13 protein-coding genes are annotated in these 18504 nt (G+C 70.2%); 10 read left to right on the forward strand and 3 right to left on the reverse strand.

Annotation, left to right across the window (positions count from 1 at the left end; all coding sequences use genetic code 11):
• The gene (locus tag ABGB14_RS27305; protein ID WP_347646665.1) at positions 1–1305 is read right to left on the reverse strand and encodes a M20/M25/M40 family metallo-hydrolase; all 1305 of its coding nucleotides are present in this window, start codon (positions 1303–1305) and stop codon (positions 1–3) included.
• Positions 1302–2294 (reverse strand): Lrp/AsnC family transcriptional regulator, encoded by a 993-nt coding sequence (locus tag ABGB14_RS27310; protein ID WP_347646666.1) that lies wholly within the window; start codon positions 2292–2294, stop codon positions 1302–1304. Before ABGB14_RS27310 ends, ABGB14_RS27305 begins: the two co-directional genes overlap by 4 nt.
• Positions 2295–2404: 110 nt before the next feature.
• Between ABGB14_RS27310 and ABGB14_RS27315 the strand changes: the two genes are divergently transcribed.
• On the forward strand, positions 2405–3709 hold the full coding sequence (locus tag ABGB14_RS27315) for an MFS transporter (protein ID WP_347646667.1): 1305 nt from the start codon (positions 2405–2407) through the stop codon (positions 3707–3709).
• Here ABGB14_RS27315 and ABGB14_RS27320 read toward each other — a convergent pair.
• The gene (locus ABGB14_RS27320; RefSeq protein WP_347646668.1) at positions 3706–4197 is read right to left on the reverse strand and encodes a gamma-glutamylcyclotransferase; all 492 of its coding nucleotides are present in this window, start codon (positions 4195–4197) and stop codon (positions 3706–3708) included. The two genes, ABGB14_RS27315 and ABGB14_RS27320, sit on opposite strands and share 4 nt — an antisense overlap.
• A gap of 142 nt (positions 4198–4339) precedes the next feature.
• Here ABGB14_RS27320 and ABGB14_RS27325 point away from each other — a divergent pair, with 142 nt between their 5' ends.
• The 9 genes from ABGB14_RS27325 (at position 4340) to ABGB14_RS27365 (ending at position 18498) form a co-directional block, all read left to right on the forward strand.
• Complete coding sequence (locus tag ABGB14_RS27325) at positions 4340–5728, forward strand: NAD(P)H-quinone dehydrogenase (protein ID WP_347646669.1); 1389 nt, start codon at positions 4340–4342, stop codon at positions 5726–5728.
• A 151-nt stretch (positions 5729–5879) separates the two neighbouring features.
• Positions 5880–6707, forward strand: a complete 828-nt coding sequence (locus tag ABGB14_RS27330) for an alpha/beta hydrolase (protein ID WP_347646670.1) — start codon at positions 5880–5882, stop codon at positions 6705–6707.
• Between the two features lie 175 nt (positions 6708–6882).
• Positions 6883–9168, forward strand: a complete 2286-nt coding sequence (locus tag ABGB14_RS27335; RefSeq protein ID WP_347646671.1) for a TIM-barrel domain-containing protein — start codon at positions 6883–6885, stop codon at positions 9166–9168.
• 18 nt (positions 9169–9186) lie between these two features.
• Positions 9187–10491, forward strand: a complete 1305-nt coding sequence (locus ABGB14_RS27340) for an extracellular solute-binding protein (RefSeq protein WP_347646672.1) — start codon at positions 9187–9189, stop codon at positions 10489–10491.
• The gene (locus ABGB14_RS27345) at positions 10492–11355 is read left to right on the forward strand and encodes a sugar ABC transporter permease (RefSeq protein ID WP_347646673.1); all 864 of its coding nucleotides are present in this window, start codon (positions 10492–10494) and stop codon (positions 11353–11355) included. It abuts the gene before it with no gap.
• Positions 11352–12173 (forward strand): carbohydrate ABC transporter permease, encoded by an 822-nt coding sequence (locus tag ABGB14_RS27350; RefSeq protein WP_347646674.1) that lies wholly within the window; start codon positions 11352–11354, stop codon positions 12171–12173. The genes ABGB14_RS27345 and ABGB14_RS27350 overlap by 4 nt, the downstream gene beginning before the upstream one ends.
• Positions 12174–12185: 12 nt before the next feature.
• Positions 12186–15062: a glycoside hydrolase family 3 C-terminal domain-containing protein gene (locus ABGB14_RS27355; protein ID WP_347646675.1), complete on the forward strand. Its 2877-nt coding sequence runs from the start codon at positions 12186–12188 to the stop codon at positions 15060–15062.
• 70 nt (positions 15063–15132) lie between these two features.
• Positions 15133–15669, forward strand: a complete 537-nt coding sequence (locus ABGB14_RS27360) for a hypothetical protein (RefSeq protein ID WP_347646676.1) — start codon at positions 15133–15135, stop codon at positions 15667–15669.
• Positions 15670–15840: 171 nt separating this feature from the next.
• Positions 15841–18498 (forward strand): cellulose binding domain-containing protein, encoded by a 2658-nt coding sequence (locus ABGB14_RS27365; RefSeq protein WP_347646677.1) that lies wholly within the window; start codon positions 15841–15843, stop codon positions 18496–18498.
• The last annotated feature ends 6 nt before the right edge of the window (positions 18499–18504 follow it).

Raw genomic sequence — 18504 nt, forward strand, 5'->3', positions numbered from 1 at the left:
TCAGTAGTTTAGGAGGAACCGGTCCAGAACCCGCACGCCGAAGTGCAGCGCGTCCACCGGCACCCGCTCGTCCACGCCGTGGAACATCGCCGCGAAGTCCATGTCCGCCGGCAGCCGCAGCGGCACGAAACCGAAGCCGCGCACGCCCAGGTCGGCGAAGAAGGTCTTGTTGTCGGTGCCGCCCGACATGCAGTACGGGATCGCCCGCGCCGCCGGGTCCTCGGCCTTCAGCGCCGCGATCATCGACTCGACCAGCGCGCCGTCGAACGAGGTCTCCAGCGCGATGTCGTGGTGCACGAAGTCGCGCCGCACCTTGGGCCCGAGCAGCGAGTCGACGGTCTTGAAGAACTCCTCCTCGAACCCCGGCAGGAAGCGCCCGTCGACCACGGCCGTGGCCTGGCCGGGGATCACGTTCGACTTGTAGCCGGCGCCGAGCTGGGTGGGGTTGGTGGTGTGCCTCAGCGTCGCCCCGACGAAGCGCACCAGCGGCCCGATCCTGTCCAGGATCGGCTGCGGGTCGTTCTCGTCGAACGGGATGCCGTAGGCGGAGGCGACCTCGGTGAGGAACCGGCGGACCGTGGGCGTGTAGGTGAGCGGCCAGTCGTGTTCGCCGATCCTGGCGACCGCCCTGGCGACCTCGGTGACGGCGTTGTCGTCGTTGAGCATGGAGCCGTGGCCCGCGGTGCCGTCGGCGGTCAGCTTCATCCAGGCCAGGCCCTTCTGGGCGGTCTCGATGAGGTAGAGCCGCAACGACGGGTCGACCTCCAGGGAGTAGCCGCCGACCTCGCTGATCGACTCGGTGACCCCTTCGAAGAGCTCGGGGTGGTTGGCCGTGAGGTATTTGGCGCCGTACACGCCGCCGGCCTCCTCGTCGGCCAGCCAGGCGAAGACGATGTCGCGGCGCGGCCTGCGCCCTTCGCGCTTCATCTGGCGCAGCACCGCCAGCATCATCGCGTCCATGTCCTTCATGTCCACCGCGCCGCGGCCCCAGATGTAGCCGTCGCGCACCTCGCCGGCGAACGGGTCGACCGTCCAGTCGGCGGCGTTGGCGGGCACGACGTCCAGGTGCCCGTGCACGAGCAGGGCGGGCAGGGCCGGGTCCTCGCCCTCGACGCGGGTGACGACGTTGCCGCGGCCCGGCTCGCTCTCGACGTACGTGGACTCGATCCCGACCTCGGCCAGCCTGGCCATGACGACCTCGGCCGCGGCGCGCTCGCCGGGCCCGCTGCCGTCCCCGTAGTTGCTGCTGTCGACGCGGATCAGCTCCGCGCAGAGGTCGGCGACTTCCTTCTCGGCAGGTGTCATGGCGTTTTCTCCCAACGGTGATCCAGCGTGAGCAGTCCGGACTTGAGCAGGTGGCCGCGCTTGTGCGCGCGGGTGATGAGGGTGAGGTCGATGTCGGTGATCTCGTCGTGCCGGCCGACGACGCCGGTCAGGAAACGGTAGAGGTCGGCCTCGTGGGCCGCCACCACCTGCACGATGAGGGAGTGGGTGCCCGTGGTGGCGGCGCAGTAACGGACGTTCCGGTGCGCGGCCAGCTGCCGGCCCACCAGGTCGAGCCCGTGCGGGCGGACCTTCAACCAGAGCATGGCCTCGACCTCCAGGCCGAGCAGCGCGGGTTCGACCTCCGCGCGGGGCAGCAGCAGCCGCCGTTCGAGCAGCGAGGTGACGCGCCGGCGCGCGGTCGGCACGGAGATGTCGAGCCGCTCGGCGACCGCGGTGAAGGCGATCCTGCCGTCGTGGGCGAGCAGCTGGGCGATCTCCTCCTCCAGCGGCGACAGGCCGTCCTCGTCGGGCAGGCACTCCGGCGGCGGCGGGGGCCGGAGCTCGGCCACCTCCTGCTCGGTGAGGTAGGGCGCGTGCCATTCCGCGACGGTCCTGAACGTGTGGAGGACGACCTGGGTCTGCGTCTGCACGACGCCGTCGATCTCGCTGATCTGCGCGGAGACGATGTGGTGCAGGTCCTCGCGGGACGGGGAGACGAGCTCGCTGCCGAGGTCGGCGGCGCCGGTCAGCGAGTAGACCGAGCGCGTGTCAGGCCGGTCGGCCAGCGCCTGCGCGACCTTGCCCGCGGTGCCGGGACGCACCTGGACGTGCAGGTGGACGGGGCGGCCGTGCCCGGTGCGCAGGTCGTCGTAGATGGCCGTGACCCGCACGATCCCTTCGGTGATGAGCCGCTGGAGCCGCCGGGCGACGGTGCGTTCGTGCTCGCCCACGGCCCGGCCGAGCTCGCCCCACGAGGCGCGAGGGCTGACTTGCAACGCGGCGACCAGTCGCCGGTCGAGAACATCCACCTACAACCATCTCAATGTCGGGTATGTAAATAAATTCCCAGGTAATTGACTGTTTCGGTCGTCCCATGCACAGTAGGCCATCACCGCACTGTTCAGCAAAGGAGCCATCCGTGGCGACCTCCCCCACCACGCAGTCACCACTCGGCATCCCCAAGAGCCGTGTCCGCCAGCTCACGGCGGCCAGCATCGGCAACGTCGTCGAGTGGTACGACTGGTACGCCTACAGCTTCCTCGCGATCTACTTCTCCAGCCAGATCTTCCCCGAGAGCGCGGGCAACAGCCTGGTCCCGCTGCTGAGCTCGTTCGCGGTGTTCGCCGTCGGGTTCTTCATGCGCCCGCTGGGCGGCCTGCTGGTCGGCGCGTTCGCCGACAGGTACGGCCGCAAGCTCGCGATGACGGGCACGATCGTGCTGATGGGCGTGGGCTCGCTGCTCGTCGGCCTGACCCCCACCTATGAGGCCGTGGGCGTGCTGGCGCCGATCATCCTCGTCGTGGCCAGGCTCATCCAGGGCCTGTCGGTGGGCGGCGAGTTCGCCGCCGCGACCACGTTCCTCGTGGAGTCGGCCCCGCCCGGCCGCCGCGGCCTGTTCTCCAGCTTCCAGTACGTCAGCACCACCATCGGCCAGCTGCTGGCGTCGGGGCTCGCGGCGGTGCTGGCCACCATGCTCATCCAGGCCGACATGGACGCGTGGGGCTGGCGCATCCCGTTCTTCGTGGGCGCCGTGCTCAGCCTCGTGGGCCTGTGGATCCGCAAGGGCGCCGACGAGACCTCGGCCGTGGCGGAGGAGGTCCGGCAGGGCAGGGCCGAACGGCAGAAGATGTTCGAGTTCCTCAGGCTCCACCCGAGGTCGGCCGCCACCATCGTGGGCATCACGATCGCCGGCACCGTCGCCTACTACACGTGGACCACGTTCCTGCCGACGTACGCGCAGATCACCGTGGACTTCGACAAGGCCGACTCGCTCCAGATCGGCACGATCTCGCTGGTCTTCTTCATGGTCCTGCAGCCGCTGCTCGGCATGCTGTCGGACCGGATCGGGCGCAGGCCGATGCTGATCGCCTTCGGGCTCGGGTTCGTCCTGCTGCCCGTGCCGCTGCTGGGCCTGCTGACCGACGCGTACGGCAGCCTGCTGACCGTGCAGCTCATCGGCATGGTCTTCCTGGGAGGCTTCACCTCGATCTCGGCGGCGGTGAACTCGGAGCTCTTCCCGACCAGGGTGCGGGCGGCCGGCGCGGGCTTCCCCTATTCGCTGACCGTGGCGCTCTTCGGCGGCACCGCCCCGCTGATCGGCACCGCGATGCAGGAGATGGGCAACCCCGGCCTCTTCCCGTGGTACATGTCGGGACTGGCGCTGATCTCGACGCTGGTCTACATCTTCGTGTTGCCGGAGACCAAGGACCAGCCGCTGCGCTAACCGCCGACCGAGGTGCAGGGGCGCTCCCGCAGCTCCTTGACGTAGTCGTCGGGGGCGCCCGCCCGCTCGGCCGCCTCGGCCAGGCTGCCGAGGTAGCGGGCCGAGGGCAGGCCGCCCTCGTAGCCGTCGAGCACGTAGACCCAGGCCACGACCTCGCCATCGAGGGTCTGCACCCGCAGCCGCACCTTGTGGTAGCGCCCGCGGACCGCGCCCTCCCACTGGTCGAGGGAGGTCTCCTCCCACTCGGGCACGTCGTAGAGCACGACGAACACGTGCTCGTCGGGGTCTTCGACGATCGTGGCGACGGCGCCCTCCCAGGCGAGGTCCATCCCGCCGAACGTCAGGCGCCAGCCGGGCAGCCAGCCGACCCCCCAGATGGGGGAGTGGGGGGCACGCATGGCCATCTGCTCCGGGTCCATGTTGGTGCCGTAGGCGGCATAGAGCCTGAGGTCATTGGACTTGCCCGAAGGATTCGAAAGCCACGCCACGATCCACCCCTCTCGCCGGGTGCTGCTTCGTCATCCAGCTACCGCGCCATCCTGCCACGCCACCCGCCGGAGTCGATCCATCCGGATCAGGTGGCGTGGCCCGGTTGCCGCCGGCCCCACCGCGTACGGGACAATGGGATGCGTGACGAGGATCGCGATCATCGGTGGCGGACCAGGCGGCTACGAAGCAGCACTCGTGGCCGCACAGCTAGACGCGCAGGTCACCCTGGTCGAGCAGGACGGTCCTGGCGGAGCGTGCGTGCTGACCGACTGCGTGCCGTCCAAGACGCTGATCGCGACCTCGGTCCGCAAGCAGGCCCTGCTCGACGCCCCTTCGCTGGGGGTGTCGTTCTCCGGCGGCCCCGACGGTGACGCGGGCGCGGTCGGCGTCGACCTGCCGCTGGTCAACCAGCGCGTCAAGGAGCTGGCCCAGGCGCAGTCCGCCGACATCGCCACGCGGGTGGAGGCCGAGGGCGTCGAGATCATCAAGGCGCGCGGGCGGCTGGTCGACCCGCAGGTGGTGCGCGCGGGCGACCGTACGATCAGGGCCGACGTCGTGCTCGTGGCCACCGGGGCGACCCCGCGCGTGCTGCCGGGCGCCGAGCCCGACGGCGAGCGCATTCTCACCTGGCGCCAGCTCTACGACCTGGAGGAGCTGCCCGAGCACCTGATCGTGATCGGCTCCGGCGTGACGGGCGCCGAGTTCGCCGGCGCCTACCGCTCGCTCGGGGCGGAGGTCACGCTGGTCTCCAGCCGCGACCGGATGATGCCCAACGAGGACGCCGACGGCGCCGAGGTGCTGGAGGAGGTCTACCGGAGGCGCGGCATGAACGTCATGGGCCGCTCGCGCGCCGCCTCCGTCAAGCGCACCCACGACGGCGTGGTGGTGACGCTGGAGGACGGCCGCACGGCCGAGGGCTCGCACGCGCTGATGACCGTCGGCATGGTGCCCAACACCTCGGGCATCGGGCTGGAGGAGGCCGGGGTCCAGCTCGACGAGGGCGGTTTCGTCAAGGTCGACAAGGTTTCCCGCACGTCCGCGCCGGGCGTCTACGCGGCCGGCGACTGCACGGGCGTGCTCATGCTGGCCTCGGTCGCCGCCATGCAGGGGCGCATCGCGGTCTGGCACGCGCTCGGCGAGGCCGTGCAGCCGTTGCGGTTGTCGACCGTGGCCTCCAACATCTTCACCGATCCGGAGATCGCGGCGGTCGGGGTCGCGCAGCGCGCGATCGAGGCCGGCGAGGTCGAGGCCAACGTGGTGAAGCTGCCGCTCGCGACCAACGCGCGGGCCAAGATGCAGGGCTTCAACGACGGGTTCGTCAAGGTGTTCTGCCGCCCGCACACCGCGATCGTGCTGGGCGGCGTGGTGGTGGCGCCGGGTGCGTCCGAGCTGATCCTGGCCGTGTCGGTGGCCGTGCAGCAGCGGCTCACCGTCGACCAGCTCGCGCACACGTTCGCGGTCTACCCCTCGATGTCGGGCTCCATCACCGAGGCCGCCCGCCGCCTCATGCAGCCGGGCGTCGCCATCTAGGCGGCTTTTCTCCGGCAAAGACCCGTTGGTTCGGGCTTGGCCTTACCCGACGGCGAACTGCGGTATGGCTCGTTCGCGGGTGAGGTGCTCCCGTGTGCGGGGTGCACGCGCACCCGCATTCCATCGACCCGACCATCGACGGGGGAGCACCATGCCTTACGTAGCCACGCGCGACGGCACGCAGATCTTCTTCTACGACTGGGGCAGCGGCCCGCCGGTCGTCTTCTGTCACGGGTGGCCGCTCAACGCCGACGCCTGGCACGACCAGATGAAGCTGGTGGCCGACAACGGCTTCCGGGCGATCGCGCACGACCGGCGCGGCCACGGCCGCTCCAGCCAGCCGTGGGACGGCTACGACTTCGACACCTTCGCCGACGACCTGAACGACCTCATCACCGCGCTCGACCTCAACGACATCACGCTGGTGGCCCACTCGATGGGCGGCGGCGAGCTGGCCCGTTACGTCGGCAGGCACGGGACGTCCCGCCTGCGCAAGGCGGTGCTGCTGTCGGCGATCCCGCCGCTGATGCTCAAGACGGACGCCAACCCCGAGGGGACGCCGCAGGAGGTGTTCGACGATCTCAAGGCCGGCATCCTCGCCGAGCGCTCGCAGTTCTGGCGTGACAGCGCGGAGGCCTTCTTCAGCGCCAACCGCCCGGGCAACAAGGTGACGCAGGGCAACAAGGACGCCTTCTGGCTGATGGGCATGGCCGAGAACATCCAGGCGGGGGTGCGCTGCGTGGACGCGTTCTCCGCCACCGACTTCACCGAGGACCTCAAGAAGTTCGACATCCCGACCCTGATCGTCCACGGAGACGACGACCAGATCGTGCCGATCGCGGCGGCCGGCGACAAGTCCTCACAGATCATCAAGAACTGCTCGTACAAGGTCTACGAAGGCGGCTCCCACGGCATCGCTCTCGTCCCGGGCCAGAAGGAGCGCTTCAACGGCGACCTGCTGGAGTTCCTGCGCGGCTGACCGGCCCTGAGATCGGCCCTGCGTTCGGCCCTGCGATCCGCGCCCGGTCGATCAAGCTCTCCGGCATGGAGGCGCCCCCGCGCGCACGGGGTGCCAGGGCCGCTGACCGTTGACGTTTGTTGGTATGGACAGCAAACTAACTCACGAGTTGGCGCAGCCGTTCGAAGGAGCCTCCATGCCCTACCGCCCCCCGCTGGTCGCCCACGAGTACTTCGTGGCGGACCCGCCCGAGCTGCCGGTCCGCACGCGAGGCGAGGGCGGGCTGTCGGCGCTGACCGCCGCCGAGCTGGTCGCGGCCGACGGCGCCGAGGTGATGCTGAAGGCGGTCACCTCGGCGGAGGAGACCCTGGTCGTCCAGGTGGGCGTGGCAGGGGAGGGCGTCATCCGGGTGCGGCTGTCGGAGGACGCGACCGCCAGGCCCCGCTCGGAGAGGGCGATCTCCCTGGTGAGGCCCGGCAGGTATCCGGAGGCCAGGGCCGAGGTGGAGCCGGACGAGCCCATCGTGATCGACGCGGGCTCCCTGCGCGCGGAGATCAGCCTCGCGCCGTGGCACCTGCGCTTCACCGACGCCTCCGGCGCCACGCTGGCCGAGCAGGACCGCGGGCACATCGACATCAGCGGCAGGCTCCGTACGCTGCCGTTCGGCCGCTCCTCGACCGGCGGCACCCCCGTGGCCTACCACGAGAGCTTCGCCGCCGCGCCCGACGAGGTGTTCGCCGGGTTCGGCGAGTCGTTCACCCGGCTGGACAAGCGCGGCCAGCGGCCGGTCATGTGGAACTTCGACGCCTTCGGCGCCGAGTCGCAGCGGGCGTACAAGAACGTCCCCCTCTACCTGTCGAGCAGGGGGTACGCCGTGCTCGTCGACAGCGGGGCGCCCGTGGAGTTCGACGTGTGCCAGTCGACGCACAGCGTCGTGCAGATCCTGGTGCCCGACGACGTGATGGACTACTACGTGATCGCCGGGCCGGGGCCCGCCGACGTGCTGGACCGTTACGACCGGCTGACCTGCCGGCCGGCGCTGCCGCCGAAATGGGCGTTCGGCACCTGGATCTCCTCCGGGTTCCGCGTGGACAGCCAGGAGCGCGTGCTGGCCAGGGGGCGCACGATCAGGGAGCGCGGCATCCCGTGCGACGTGCTGCACCTGGACACGTACTGGCAGGCCGACGGGCACTGGTCGGACCTGCGGTGGGATCCGGTGAACTTCCCCGACCCGGAGGGGATGCTGGCCGAGCTGGACGGGATGGGGTTCAAGGTCTGTCTGTGGATGAACCCGTACGTCTCCCATCTGAGCCCTGCCTTCGAGGAAGCCGCTGCGGCCGGATATTTCCTGAAGAATCGGGAGGGCGAGGCCTACGTCGCCGACTGCTGGCACGGCTCCTTCCCGCCCTGCGGCATCGTCGACTTCACCAGCCCCGCGGCCGTCGAGTGGTTCACCGGCCTGCTGCGCGGGCTGCTGCGCCAGGGTGTCGCGGCATTCAAGACCGACTTCGCCGAGGGCGTGCCCAGCGACGCGGTCGCCGCCAACGGGATGACCGGCACCGACCTGCACAACGTCTACACCCTGCTCTTCAACGACGCGGTCGCCGCCGTCACCCGCGAGGTCCACGGCCACGACCTGGTGTGGGCGCGCTCGTCGTACCTCGGGGGGCAGCGCCACAGCGCCCAGTGGAGCGGCGACACCTACACCAGCTACGCCGCCATGGGCAGCACGATCAGGGGCGGGCTCGCGCACGGCCTGTCGGGCGTGCCGTTCTGGAGCCACGACGCCGGCGGCTTCACCGGCCGCCCGTCCGACGACCTGTACGTGCGCTGGACCCAGTTCGGCGCGCTCTCCCCGCTGCTGCGCCTGCACGGCACCACCACCCGCGAGCCCTGGGAGTTCCCCGACGTCGAGGAGGAGGCGGTGGCGGCGCTGAGGCTGCGCTACCGGCTGATGCCCTACCTCTATTCGGCGGCCGTCGAGGCCGCGCGCACGGGGGCGCCGATGATGCGGGCGTTGTGCGTGGACCATCCGGACGATCCGGTGGCCTGGCAGGCCGACCTGGAATACCTGTTCGGCCGTGACCTCCTGGTCGCCCCCATGACCGCGCCCGATGGCGTCCGGCAGGTCTACCTGCCGCGCGGCACGTGGGTCGACTACTGGACGGGCGACGTGCTGGAGGGCCCCGGCCACGTCCGGGTGCACAAGCCGCTGGACCAGATCCCCCTGTTCGCCCGCCACGGAGCGCTCATCCCGGTTGCCGAGCCGCAGGAGACGATCGGCGTGCCGGCGGAGATCACCCTTCTCGCCTTCGGGGGCGTCGACGGGACCGCCGAGATCCACGACACCGACGGCGTGACGGTCGCCGTCGCCACCAGGGACGGCGACGAGCTGCGCGTCTCCGTCACCGGCCCGAAGCGGGTCACCGGCGTCGAGATCGTCCCGGTGCCCGGAGCCCCCGCGCGAACCGTCATCGTGTGACACCCCCCTGGAGGGATCATGGTCAAGTTGAGAGGCGCCGCGGCGCTGGCCGCCGTGGTGCTCGCGCTGTCGGCCTGCGGCTCGGGCTCCGGCAGCCCGTCGCCCGCGGACAGCGGCCAGCCACGCGTGCTGAGACTGTGGCACTACGAGTCGGCCGAGAGCGCCATGGGCAAGGCGTGGGCCGAGGCGATCAGGAAGTTCGAGGCGTCCCACCCGAACGTGACCGTCGAGTTCGAGGAGAAGAGCTTCGAGCAGATCCAGAAGACGGCGAGCATGGTGCTCAACTCCGACGAGGCGCCCGACCTCATGGAGTACAACAAGGGCAACGCCACCGCGGGCCTGCTGTCCAAGCAGGGCCTGCTCGCCGACCTGACGGAGGAGACCACCGAACGCGGCTGGGACAAGCTGCTGACCGGTGGGCTGCGGACCACCGCGATGTACGACGACCGCGGCGTGATGGGCTCCGGCCAGTGGTACGGCATCCCCAACTACGGCGAGTTCGTGATGGTCTATTACAACAAGGACCTCTTCGCCAAGCACAAGGTCGACGTACCGGCGACGTTCGAGGAGTTCACGGCCGCGCTCGACACGTTCGTCAAGGCAGGCGTGACGCCCGTCGCGAACGCCGGCGCCGAATACCCGGCCCAGCAGATCCTCTACCAGCTCGCGCTCACCAAGGCGCAGAAGCCGTGGCTGGCGGCGTTCCAGTCGTACCAGGGCAAGGTCGACTTCCACGGGCCCGAGTTCACCTACGGCGCCGACACGTTCGCCGACTGGGTGAAGAAGGGCTACATCGCCAAGAACTCCTCCGGGCTCAAGGCCGAGGACATGGGCGTGGCGTTCATGAACGGCGAGTTCCCCATCATGATCAGCGGCAGCTGGTGGTACGGCCGCCTCGCCTCGGAGATCAAGGACTTCGCGTGGGGCCACTTCCTCTTCCCCGGCGCCACCATGTCGCCCGGTTCGAGCGGAAACCTGTGGGTCGTGCCGGAGAAGTCGGAGAACAAGGACCTGGCCTACGACTTCATCGACATCACCATGAGCAAGGAGATCCAGAACCTGCTCGGCAACTCCGGCGGCGTGCCCGTGGCCGCGGACCCGGCCGCCATCACCGACGAGAAGAGCAAGGAGCTCATCGAGTCCTTCAACAAGCTGACCGCCGCCGACGGCCTGGCCTTCTACCCCGACTGGCCCGCGCCCGGCTACTACGACGTGCTGGTGGCCGGCGTCCAGAACCTCATCACCGGCAGCAAGACCACCTCCGAGGTGCTGGACGAGATCGCCGGGCCGTACGAGGACAACCTCGCCGACCTTGGTTTCTAGATGAGGGAGCGCACGAGGGGATACTGGCTCTACCTGGTCCCCAGCCTGCTGCTGTTCCTCGCCGTCATCGTCGTGCCGTTCCTGATGAACGTGGGCGCGAGCTTCACCCGCTGGTCGGGGGTGGGCACGCCGCGGTGGATCGGCCTCGACAACTACACCAGGCTGCTCGGCGACGAGCGGTTCTGGGAGTCGTTCCAGCACAACGTGGGGCTGATCGTGGCGATGGCCGTCGTCCCGACCGCGATCGGCCTCGTGCTGGCGGCCGCGCTGTTCGACTACATCGGCCGGCGTTTCGGCACGCGGACGGCCTCGGCGCTGCGGGCGACGTACTACCTGCCGCAGGTGCTGCCGGTGGCCATCGCCGGCGTGGTGTGGGGCTGGATGTTGCACCCGTCGTACGGCGCGGTCAACCAGATCTTCGGGCTGGAGCTCGACTGGCTCGGCGATCCCGACCTGGCCCTGGCCACCGTCATGGCGGTCATGGTCTGGTTCCAGCTCGGCTATCCGGTGGTGATCTTCATGGCCGGGTTGCAGCGCGTGGACCCGTCCTACCACGAGGCGGCCGAGATCGACGGGGCCTCGTGGTGGCGCAGGTTCTGGCACGTCACGGTCCCGCAGATCCGGCCGGAGATCTTCGTGGTGCTGCTGACGTGCACGATCGCCGCGCTCAAGGTGTTCGGGCCGATCTTCGTGCTGACCCGCGGCGGGCCCGGCAACGCCACCATGGTCCCGTCGTACTTCTCGTACCTGAACTTCTTCCAGAAGAGCAACGTCGGGTACGGCTCCGCGATCGCCACGGTGCTGGCCCTGATCATCGTCGTGGTGACGTTCCTCTTCCTGCGCGTGCAGGAGCGTGAGCCGTGAGGGGCCCGGGGCGCTGGGCGGTGTTGTTCGCGCTCGTCGTGCTGGCCGTGGTGATGATCTTCCCGTTCGTCATCGTGGCGGTGAACGCGGTCAAGTCGCCGGCGGAGTACAGCTCGCAGGGGCCGCTGAGCCTGCCCGACGGGCTCTACCTCCAGGGCATCGTGGACTTCTGGAACCGGGTGGAGTTCGGCACCAAGCTCTGGAACAGCCTCGTCATCAGCGCGTCGGTGTCGGTGCTGGCCGTCGTGCTGTCGGTGCTCAACGCGTACGCGCTGGGCATCGGCAGGGTGCGGGGCCGGCTGTGGATCCTCGTGCTCTTCCTGGTGGCCAACACGCTGCCGCAGGAGTCGCTGGCCTACCCGCTCTATTACCTGGCCAAGGCGGCGGGCCTGTACGACACCCGGCTGTCGGTCATCATCGTCATGACGGCGATCCAGGCGGCGTTCGGCACCTACCTGCTGAGCGCGGTGCTGGGCCGGTTCCCGAAGGAGATCCTGGAGGCGGCGGCGATCGACGGCGCCGGCCGGCTGCGGGCGCTGGTGCGGATCGTGGTGCCGATCAGCCGGCCCACGCTCAGCGTGCTGCTGATCTTCTTCTTCATCTGGACCTGGAACGAGTTCTTCCTGCCGCTGATCCTGCTGATCTCGAACGACACCCAGACGGTGCCCGTCGCGCTGGGTGTCCTGCAGGGCGAGCGCTACATGGACGCGACGATGTCCAGCGCCTCGGCCCTGCTCGGCGTCGTCCCGGCGATCGCCTTCTTCCTGATCTTCCAGCGCACGCTGACCCGAGGTGTGACGGTCGGCGCCATCAAGTGACGGAGACCCCCCATGCGAATCCCGTTAGTGGCCGCCCTCGCCGTGGCGGCCTCGATGCTCGCCGTTCCGCCCGCCCAGGCGGCCGGCCATCCGTTCCAGGATCCCGGCCTGCCGCTGGAGCAGCGGGTCGAGGACCTGCTCGGCCGGCTCACGCTGCGGGAGAAGCTCGGCCTGCTGCACCAGTCGCAGCCGGCGATCCCGCGGCTCGGCATCGGCTATCACAAGAACGGCACGGAGGCGCTGCACGGCGTCGCCTGGTCCAACCACCGCGACGACGGCTGGAACCAGAAGTTCGCCGCCGGGACGGTCTTCCCGCAGGCGGTCGGGCTGGCCAGCACCTGGGATCCGGAGCTGGTCAGAAGGGTCGGCTCGGCGGTCGGTGACGAGGTACGCGGCCACAACGCCGCCGATCCGGTGCTGTGGGGTCTGCAGGTCTGGGCGCCCGTGGTCGACCTGCTGCGCGACCCGCGCTCCGGCCGGAACGAGGAGGGCTATTCCGAGGACCCGCTGCTGACCGGCGCCATCTCCACCGCCTACGGCAAGGGCCTGCAGGGCGACGACCCCTTCTACCTGAAGACCGCGCCCGTGCTGAAGCACTACCTGGCCTACAACAACGAGACCGACCGGAGCCTCACCTCCTCCAACCTGACGCCGAAGCTCAAGCACGAGTACTACGAGCCGGCGTTCAGGGCCGCCGTCTCGGCCGACGCCGCGACCGGCGTGATGGCGTCGTACAACCTGGTCAACGGGCGGCCCAACCACGTCAACCCCGACCTGACCGCGGTGGTCAGGTCGTGGACGGACAGGACGCTCTACAACGTGAGCGACGCCTGGGGGCCGCACGCGCTCACGGACCTGGAGCACTACTACGACACCAAGCCCGAGGCGTTCGCCGCGGTGCTCAAGGCCGGGATCGACAGCTACACGATCGACGGCGGCGACGGCGGGCCGCTGGCCCAGCACCTCACGGCGGCGCTCGACCAGGGCCTCGTCACCGAGGCCGACGTGGACAGGGCGGTGCGGAACGTCCTGTCGATCCGGACCCGGCTGGGGCACTTCGACCCGGACGGCGGGCCGTACAAGAAGATCACCGAGGAGGTGATCGACAGCGCCGCCCACCGCGAGCTCAACCGCGAGACCGCGGGCAGGGCCGCGGTGCTGCTGCGGAACTCCGGCGTGTTGCCGCTGGCGGCCCCGAAGTCGGCGGCCGTGGTGGGGCCGCTGGCCGGGCGGGTGTACAGGGACTGGTACTCCGGGCAGGCGCCCTACCAGGTGACGCCGCTCGACGGGATCAAGGAGCGGGTCGGGGACGTCACGACCAGCCAGGGTCTGGAGCGCGTCGCGCTCAAGCACCTCGCATCCGGCCGATACGTCACCGCCACCGGCACGGGCCCCGACGACAACGCGGCGCTCGCCGACACCGCGCCCACGGCCGCCTCGCAGTGGGACCTGACCGACTGGACGGATGGCGTGTCCACGCTGCGCAACGCGGGCAACGGCAGGCTGCTCGGCGGCGACTGGCGCTCCCTCGACACCGACGACGCCGACCCCGACGGCTGGTACGTCTCCCAGCAGTTCGCGCTGGAGCGGCAGCCCGACGGCGCCTACCTGATCAGGTACGCCGGCTTCGAGGCAGTCGAGAGCTGGTACGCGCTGCCCGACCCGTACGTGAGCGTCGCCGCCGACGGCACGCTCGGCCTGGCTCCCAAGGAGCAGGCGGCGAAGTTCGGCAAGGAGGTCGTCTCCGACGGCGTCGCCGAGGCCGCCGCGCGGGCGGCGGAGGCCGAGGTGGCGGTGGTGGTGGTCGGCAGCCACCCGTTCGTGGCGGGGCGCGAGTTCCGCGACCGCGACGGCCTGCGGCTCGGCGAGGGGCAGCGGCGGCTGATCGAGGCCGTGAGCGAGGCCAACCCGAGGACGGTCGTCGTGCTGGAGACCAGCTATCCCGTCATCGTGGACGCGCCGACCCTGCTGTGGACCACGCACGCGGGTTCGGAGACCGGCCATGCCGTCGCCGACGTGCTGTTCGGCGACGTCAACCCGGCCGGCCGGCTCACCCAGACCTGGCCGGCGTCGGACGACCTGCCGGACATCCTGGACTATGACCTGATCAAGACCGGCATGACGTACCTCTACGGCAAGGACAGGCCGCTCTACGCCTTCGGGCACGGGCTGAGCTACACGTCGTTCGGTTACCGGGGCCTCAAGGTGCGCGGCGACCAGGTGAGCGTCACGGTCACCAACACCGGGGACGTCAGGGGCGACGAGGTGGTCCAGCTCTACACCCACCAGCGCCGCTCCCGCTTCGCGCAGCCGGTCAAGCAGTTGCGCGGCTTCCAGCGGGTCACGCTGGACCCGGGGGAGTCGCGTACGGTGACCTTCACGCTGAAGCGGTCGGACCTGGCCGTCTGGGACCACACCCGCTCCAGGTGGGCCGTGGAGGAGGCCACCCATGACGTGCTCGTCGGCTCCGCGTCCGACCGGATCCGCGGGCGCGCGACCCTGCGCGTGCGGGGCGAGACCATTCCCGTGCGCGACCTGGCGAGGACCACGCGGGCGATGGACTTCGACGACTACCGGGGCGTGACGTTCGCGGACGAGACGAGGGCGGCCGGTGAGGCCGTGGCGGGTTCGGAGGGCGGCTGGATCTCCTTCACCCGCGCGGCGTACGGGTCCCGGTTCACCGCGGGGGTCGCGTCGGTGAGCGGCGGGGCCGTCGAGGTGCGGTCGGGTTCGCCGAAGGGCCGGCTGCTCGCGACCGCGCAGGTGCCCGCCACGGGCGGGATCTACCAGTGGGGTACGGCGAGTGCCTCGCTCAGGGCGGGCAAGGGCGACCTCTATCTCGTGTTCAGGGGCGACCTGCGGATCAGCGACTTCGCGTTCACCGGGTAGGCGACCGCCTTGTTGGATAGCGCTATTATCCATTCTATGGGATAGTGGTGCTATCCAAAGGAGGACGCATATGACTGTGATCGTGTTGCTGGTCGCCACGCCGGCGTTCCGGCTGCTGGGAGCACTGGGGGTGCGGCGCTTCGCCACGTGGCGGGTCAGTGCGGCCCACGGCCTGGCCGTCATGCTGGTCATGACCGCCAGCGCGCACTTCGTGCCGGCCGGAGTGACCGTCATGCCGAACCACGCCGACCTGCTGGCCATGGTGCCGCCGTTCGTGCCGTTCCCCGCGCTGATGGTCTACCTGACCGGCGTGCTGGAGCTGGCCGGGGCCGCCGGCCTCGTGCTGGCCGGCACCCGCGAGGCCGCGGGGGTCTGCCTGGCGCTGCTCTTCGTGGCCATGCTGCCGGCCAACATCCACGCGGCCCTCGCCGACGTGCCGTTCGCCGGCGGGCAGGCCTCGCCGTTGTGGCAGCGGATCCCGGAGCAGGTGCTCTACATCGGGATCGCGCTCTGGGCCGCGCAGCGCCCGGCGGTTCTGCGCAGGCTCGCCGCTCGGCCGCGGGCGGGCGGCGTACAGCCGGTGACCAGGGGTGCCGGGCGGCTTTAATTCGTTGTCTATCCAAACTATTGACCATCGGCTCGGGCGTGTGTGAGCCTTCTGGTGAGCTCATGCGCGAAGGCGCGGCGACGGTCAGGGTCCTGCACTCTGCTCGTGCATGGCGGGTCATCTGAAGCCCTCGGGGCGCCTGCCGGCGTGCCCGGAAAGGAAGAGCCGCGCATGCGAAGAAGACTGTTCGTCATGCTCGCGACCGCCGCCGTCCTGCTCGTGGCGGCGGTCGTGCGGATGTCACCGGTGTCGGCCGTCGCCTCCGATCCGTACGCGTACAAGAACGTCAGGATCGACGGCGGCGGCTTCGTCCCCGGCATCATCTTCAACCCGTCGGAGCGGAACCTCATCTACGCCCGCACCGACATCGGCGGGGCCTACCGCTGGAACCAGTCCACCAGGTCGTGGACCCCCTTGCTCGACTGGGTGGGCTGGGACAAGTGGGGCTACAACGGCGTGATCAGCCTGGCCACCGACCCCGTCGACACCGACCGCGTGTACGCCGCCGTCGGCATGTACACCAACAGCTGGGATCCCAACAACGGAGCCATCCTGCGCTCGGCCGACAGGGGCGACAGCTGGCAGGTCACGCCGCTGCCGTTCAAGCTCGGCGGCAACATGCCCGGCCGCGGCATGGGCGAGGCGCTGTCCGTCGACCCCAACGACAACAGCGTGCTCTACTTCGGCGCCCCCAACGGCAACGGGTTGTGGCGCAGCACCGACCACGGCGCGACCTGGTCGGAGGTGACGAGCTTCCCCAACCCCGGCAACTACGCCCAGGATCCGAACGACCCCAACGGCTACCTCAGCCACGAGCCCGGCGTGCTCTGGGTGACCTACGACCCGCGCTCGTCAGCCGAGGGCAGCGCCACCAGGACCATCTACGTCGGCGTCGCCGACAAGGACAACAGCGTCTACCGCACCACGGACGCGGGCGCCACCTGGCAGCGCGTGGCCGGCCAGCCCACCGGCTACCTGCCGCACAAGGGCGTGCTCGACACGGAGAACGGCTACCTGTACATCGCCACGAGCGACACCGGCGGGCCGTACGACGGGGCCAAGGGCGACGTGTGGCGGTACGCCACCGAGACGGGCGCCTGGACGCAGATCAGCCCCATCCCGTCCTCCAGCGAGGACGACTACTTCGGCTACAGCGGGCTCACCATCGACCGGCAGAACCCGTCCACGATCATGGTGGCCACCCAGATCTCCTGGTGGCCGGACGTGATCTTCTTCCGGTCCACGGACTCCGGCGCCACCTGGACGCGCGTGTGGGACTGGTCGTCGTACCCGAACCGCACCTTCCGCTACACGATGGACATCTCGGAGAACCCGTGGCTGACGTTCGGCGGTAACCCGCAGCCCCCCGAGACCGCGCCGAAGCTCGGCTGGATGACCGAGTCGCTGGAGATCGACCCGTTCGACTCCGACAGGATGATGTACGGCACCGGCGCCACCATCTACGGCACCGAGAACCTCACCCGCTGGGACACCGGCGGGCAGTTCACCATCGAACCCGTGGCCAGGGGCCTGGAGGAGACGGCCGTCCTCGACCTCATCAGCCCGCCGAGCGGCGCGCCCCTGATCAGCGGTCTCGGCGACATCGCCGGCTTCCGCCACACCGACCTCGACGCCGTGCCGCCGATGATGTTCACCTCGCCGACGTTCACCTCCACCACCAGCCTCGACTACGCCGAGCGGAACCCGTCGGTCATGGTGCGGGCCGGCAACTTCACCGACGCCGACCGGCCGAACGACAGCCACGTGGCCTTCTCCACGGACGGCGGCGCCAACTGGTTCCAGGGCACCGAGCCGGGCGGCGTCAACGAGGGCGGCACGGTCGCTGCGGCGGCCGACGGCTCCCGCTTCGTCTGGGCGCCCAAGGGCGTGGCGCCGGTCTACTCGGTCGGCTACGGCAACTCCTGGCAGTCCGCCTCAGGCCTGCCCACGGACGCCGTCGTCGAGTCCGACCGGGTCGACCCGATGACGTTCTACGGCCTGAGCGGCGGCCGCCTCTACCGCAGCACCGACGGCGGCGCCACGTTCGCCGCCACCGCCGCGACCGGCCTGCCGGCCGGCGGCAAGTTCAAGGCGGTGCCCGGCCGCCAGGGCGACCTGTGGCTGGCCGGCGACGGCGGCCTGTGGCACTCCACGGACGGCGGGGCGTCCTTCTCCAAGGTGCCCGGCATCACCAGGTCGGTGAACGTCGGCTTCGGCAAGGCCGCGCCCGGCGGGACGTACATGGCGGTCTTCGCCGTGGCCACCCTCGACGGCGTCACCGGCCTGTACCGCTCGGACGACGCCGGAGCGAGCTGGCTCAGGATCAACGACGACGAGCACCAGTGGGGCAACATGGGCGAGGCCCTCACCGGCGACCCGCGCGTCTACGGCCGCGTCTACCTCGGGACCAACGGCCGCGGCATCATCTACGGCGACCGCACGGGCCCGCCCGTCACCGTCACCCCGACCGTCACGCCCACGGTCACGCCCACGGTGACGCCGACCGTCACGCCCACGGCGAGCGGGGGCTGCACGGCCACGTACAAGGCGGGCAACCAGTGGCCGGGCGGCTTCCAGGCGGAGGTGGCGGTCAAGAACACCGGCGCGTCCGCGATCAACGGCTGGACGGTCACCTGGACGTGGGCGGGTGACGAGAAGATCACCCAGCTCTGGAACGGCACCGTCACCCAGACGGGCGCCGGCGTGAGCGTCGGGAACGCCGGCTACAACGGCAACCTCTCCCCGAACGGGACCGCGTCGTTCGGCTTCAACGGCAGCTCCGGCGCCACCCACACCCCACCCGCCACCCTCACCTGCACGCCGGCGTGACCCGCG

This window comes from Nonomuraea sp. B10E15 (assembly GCF_039871615.1).
Taxonomy (GTDB): Bacteria; Actinomycetota; Actinomycetes; order Streptosporangiales; family Streptosporangiaceae; genus Nonomuraea.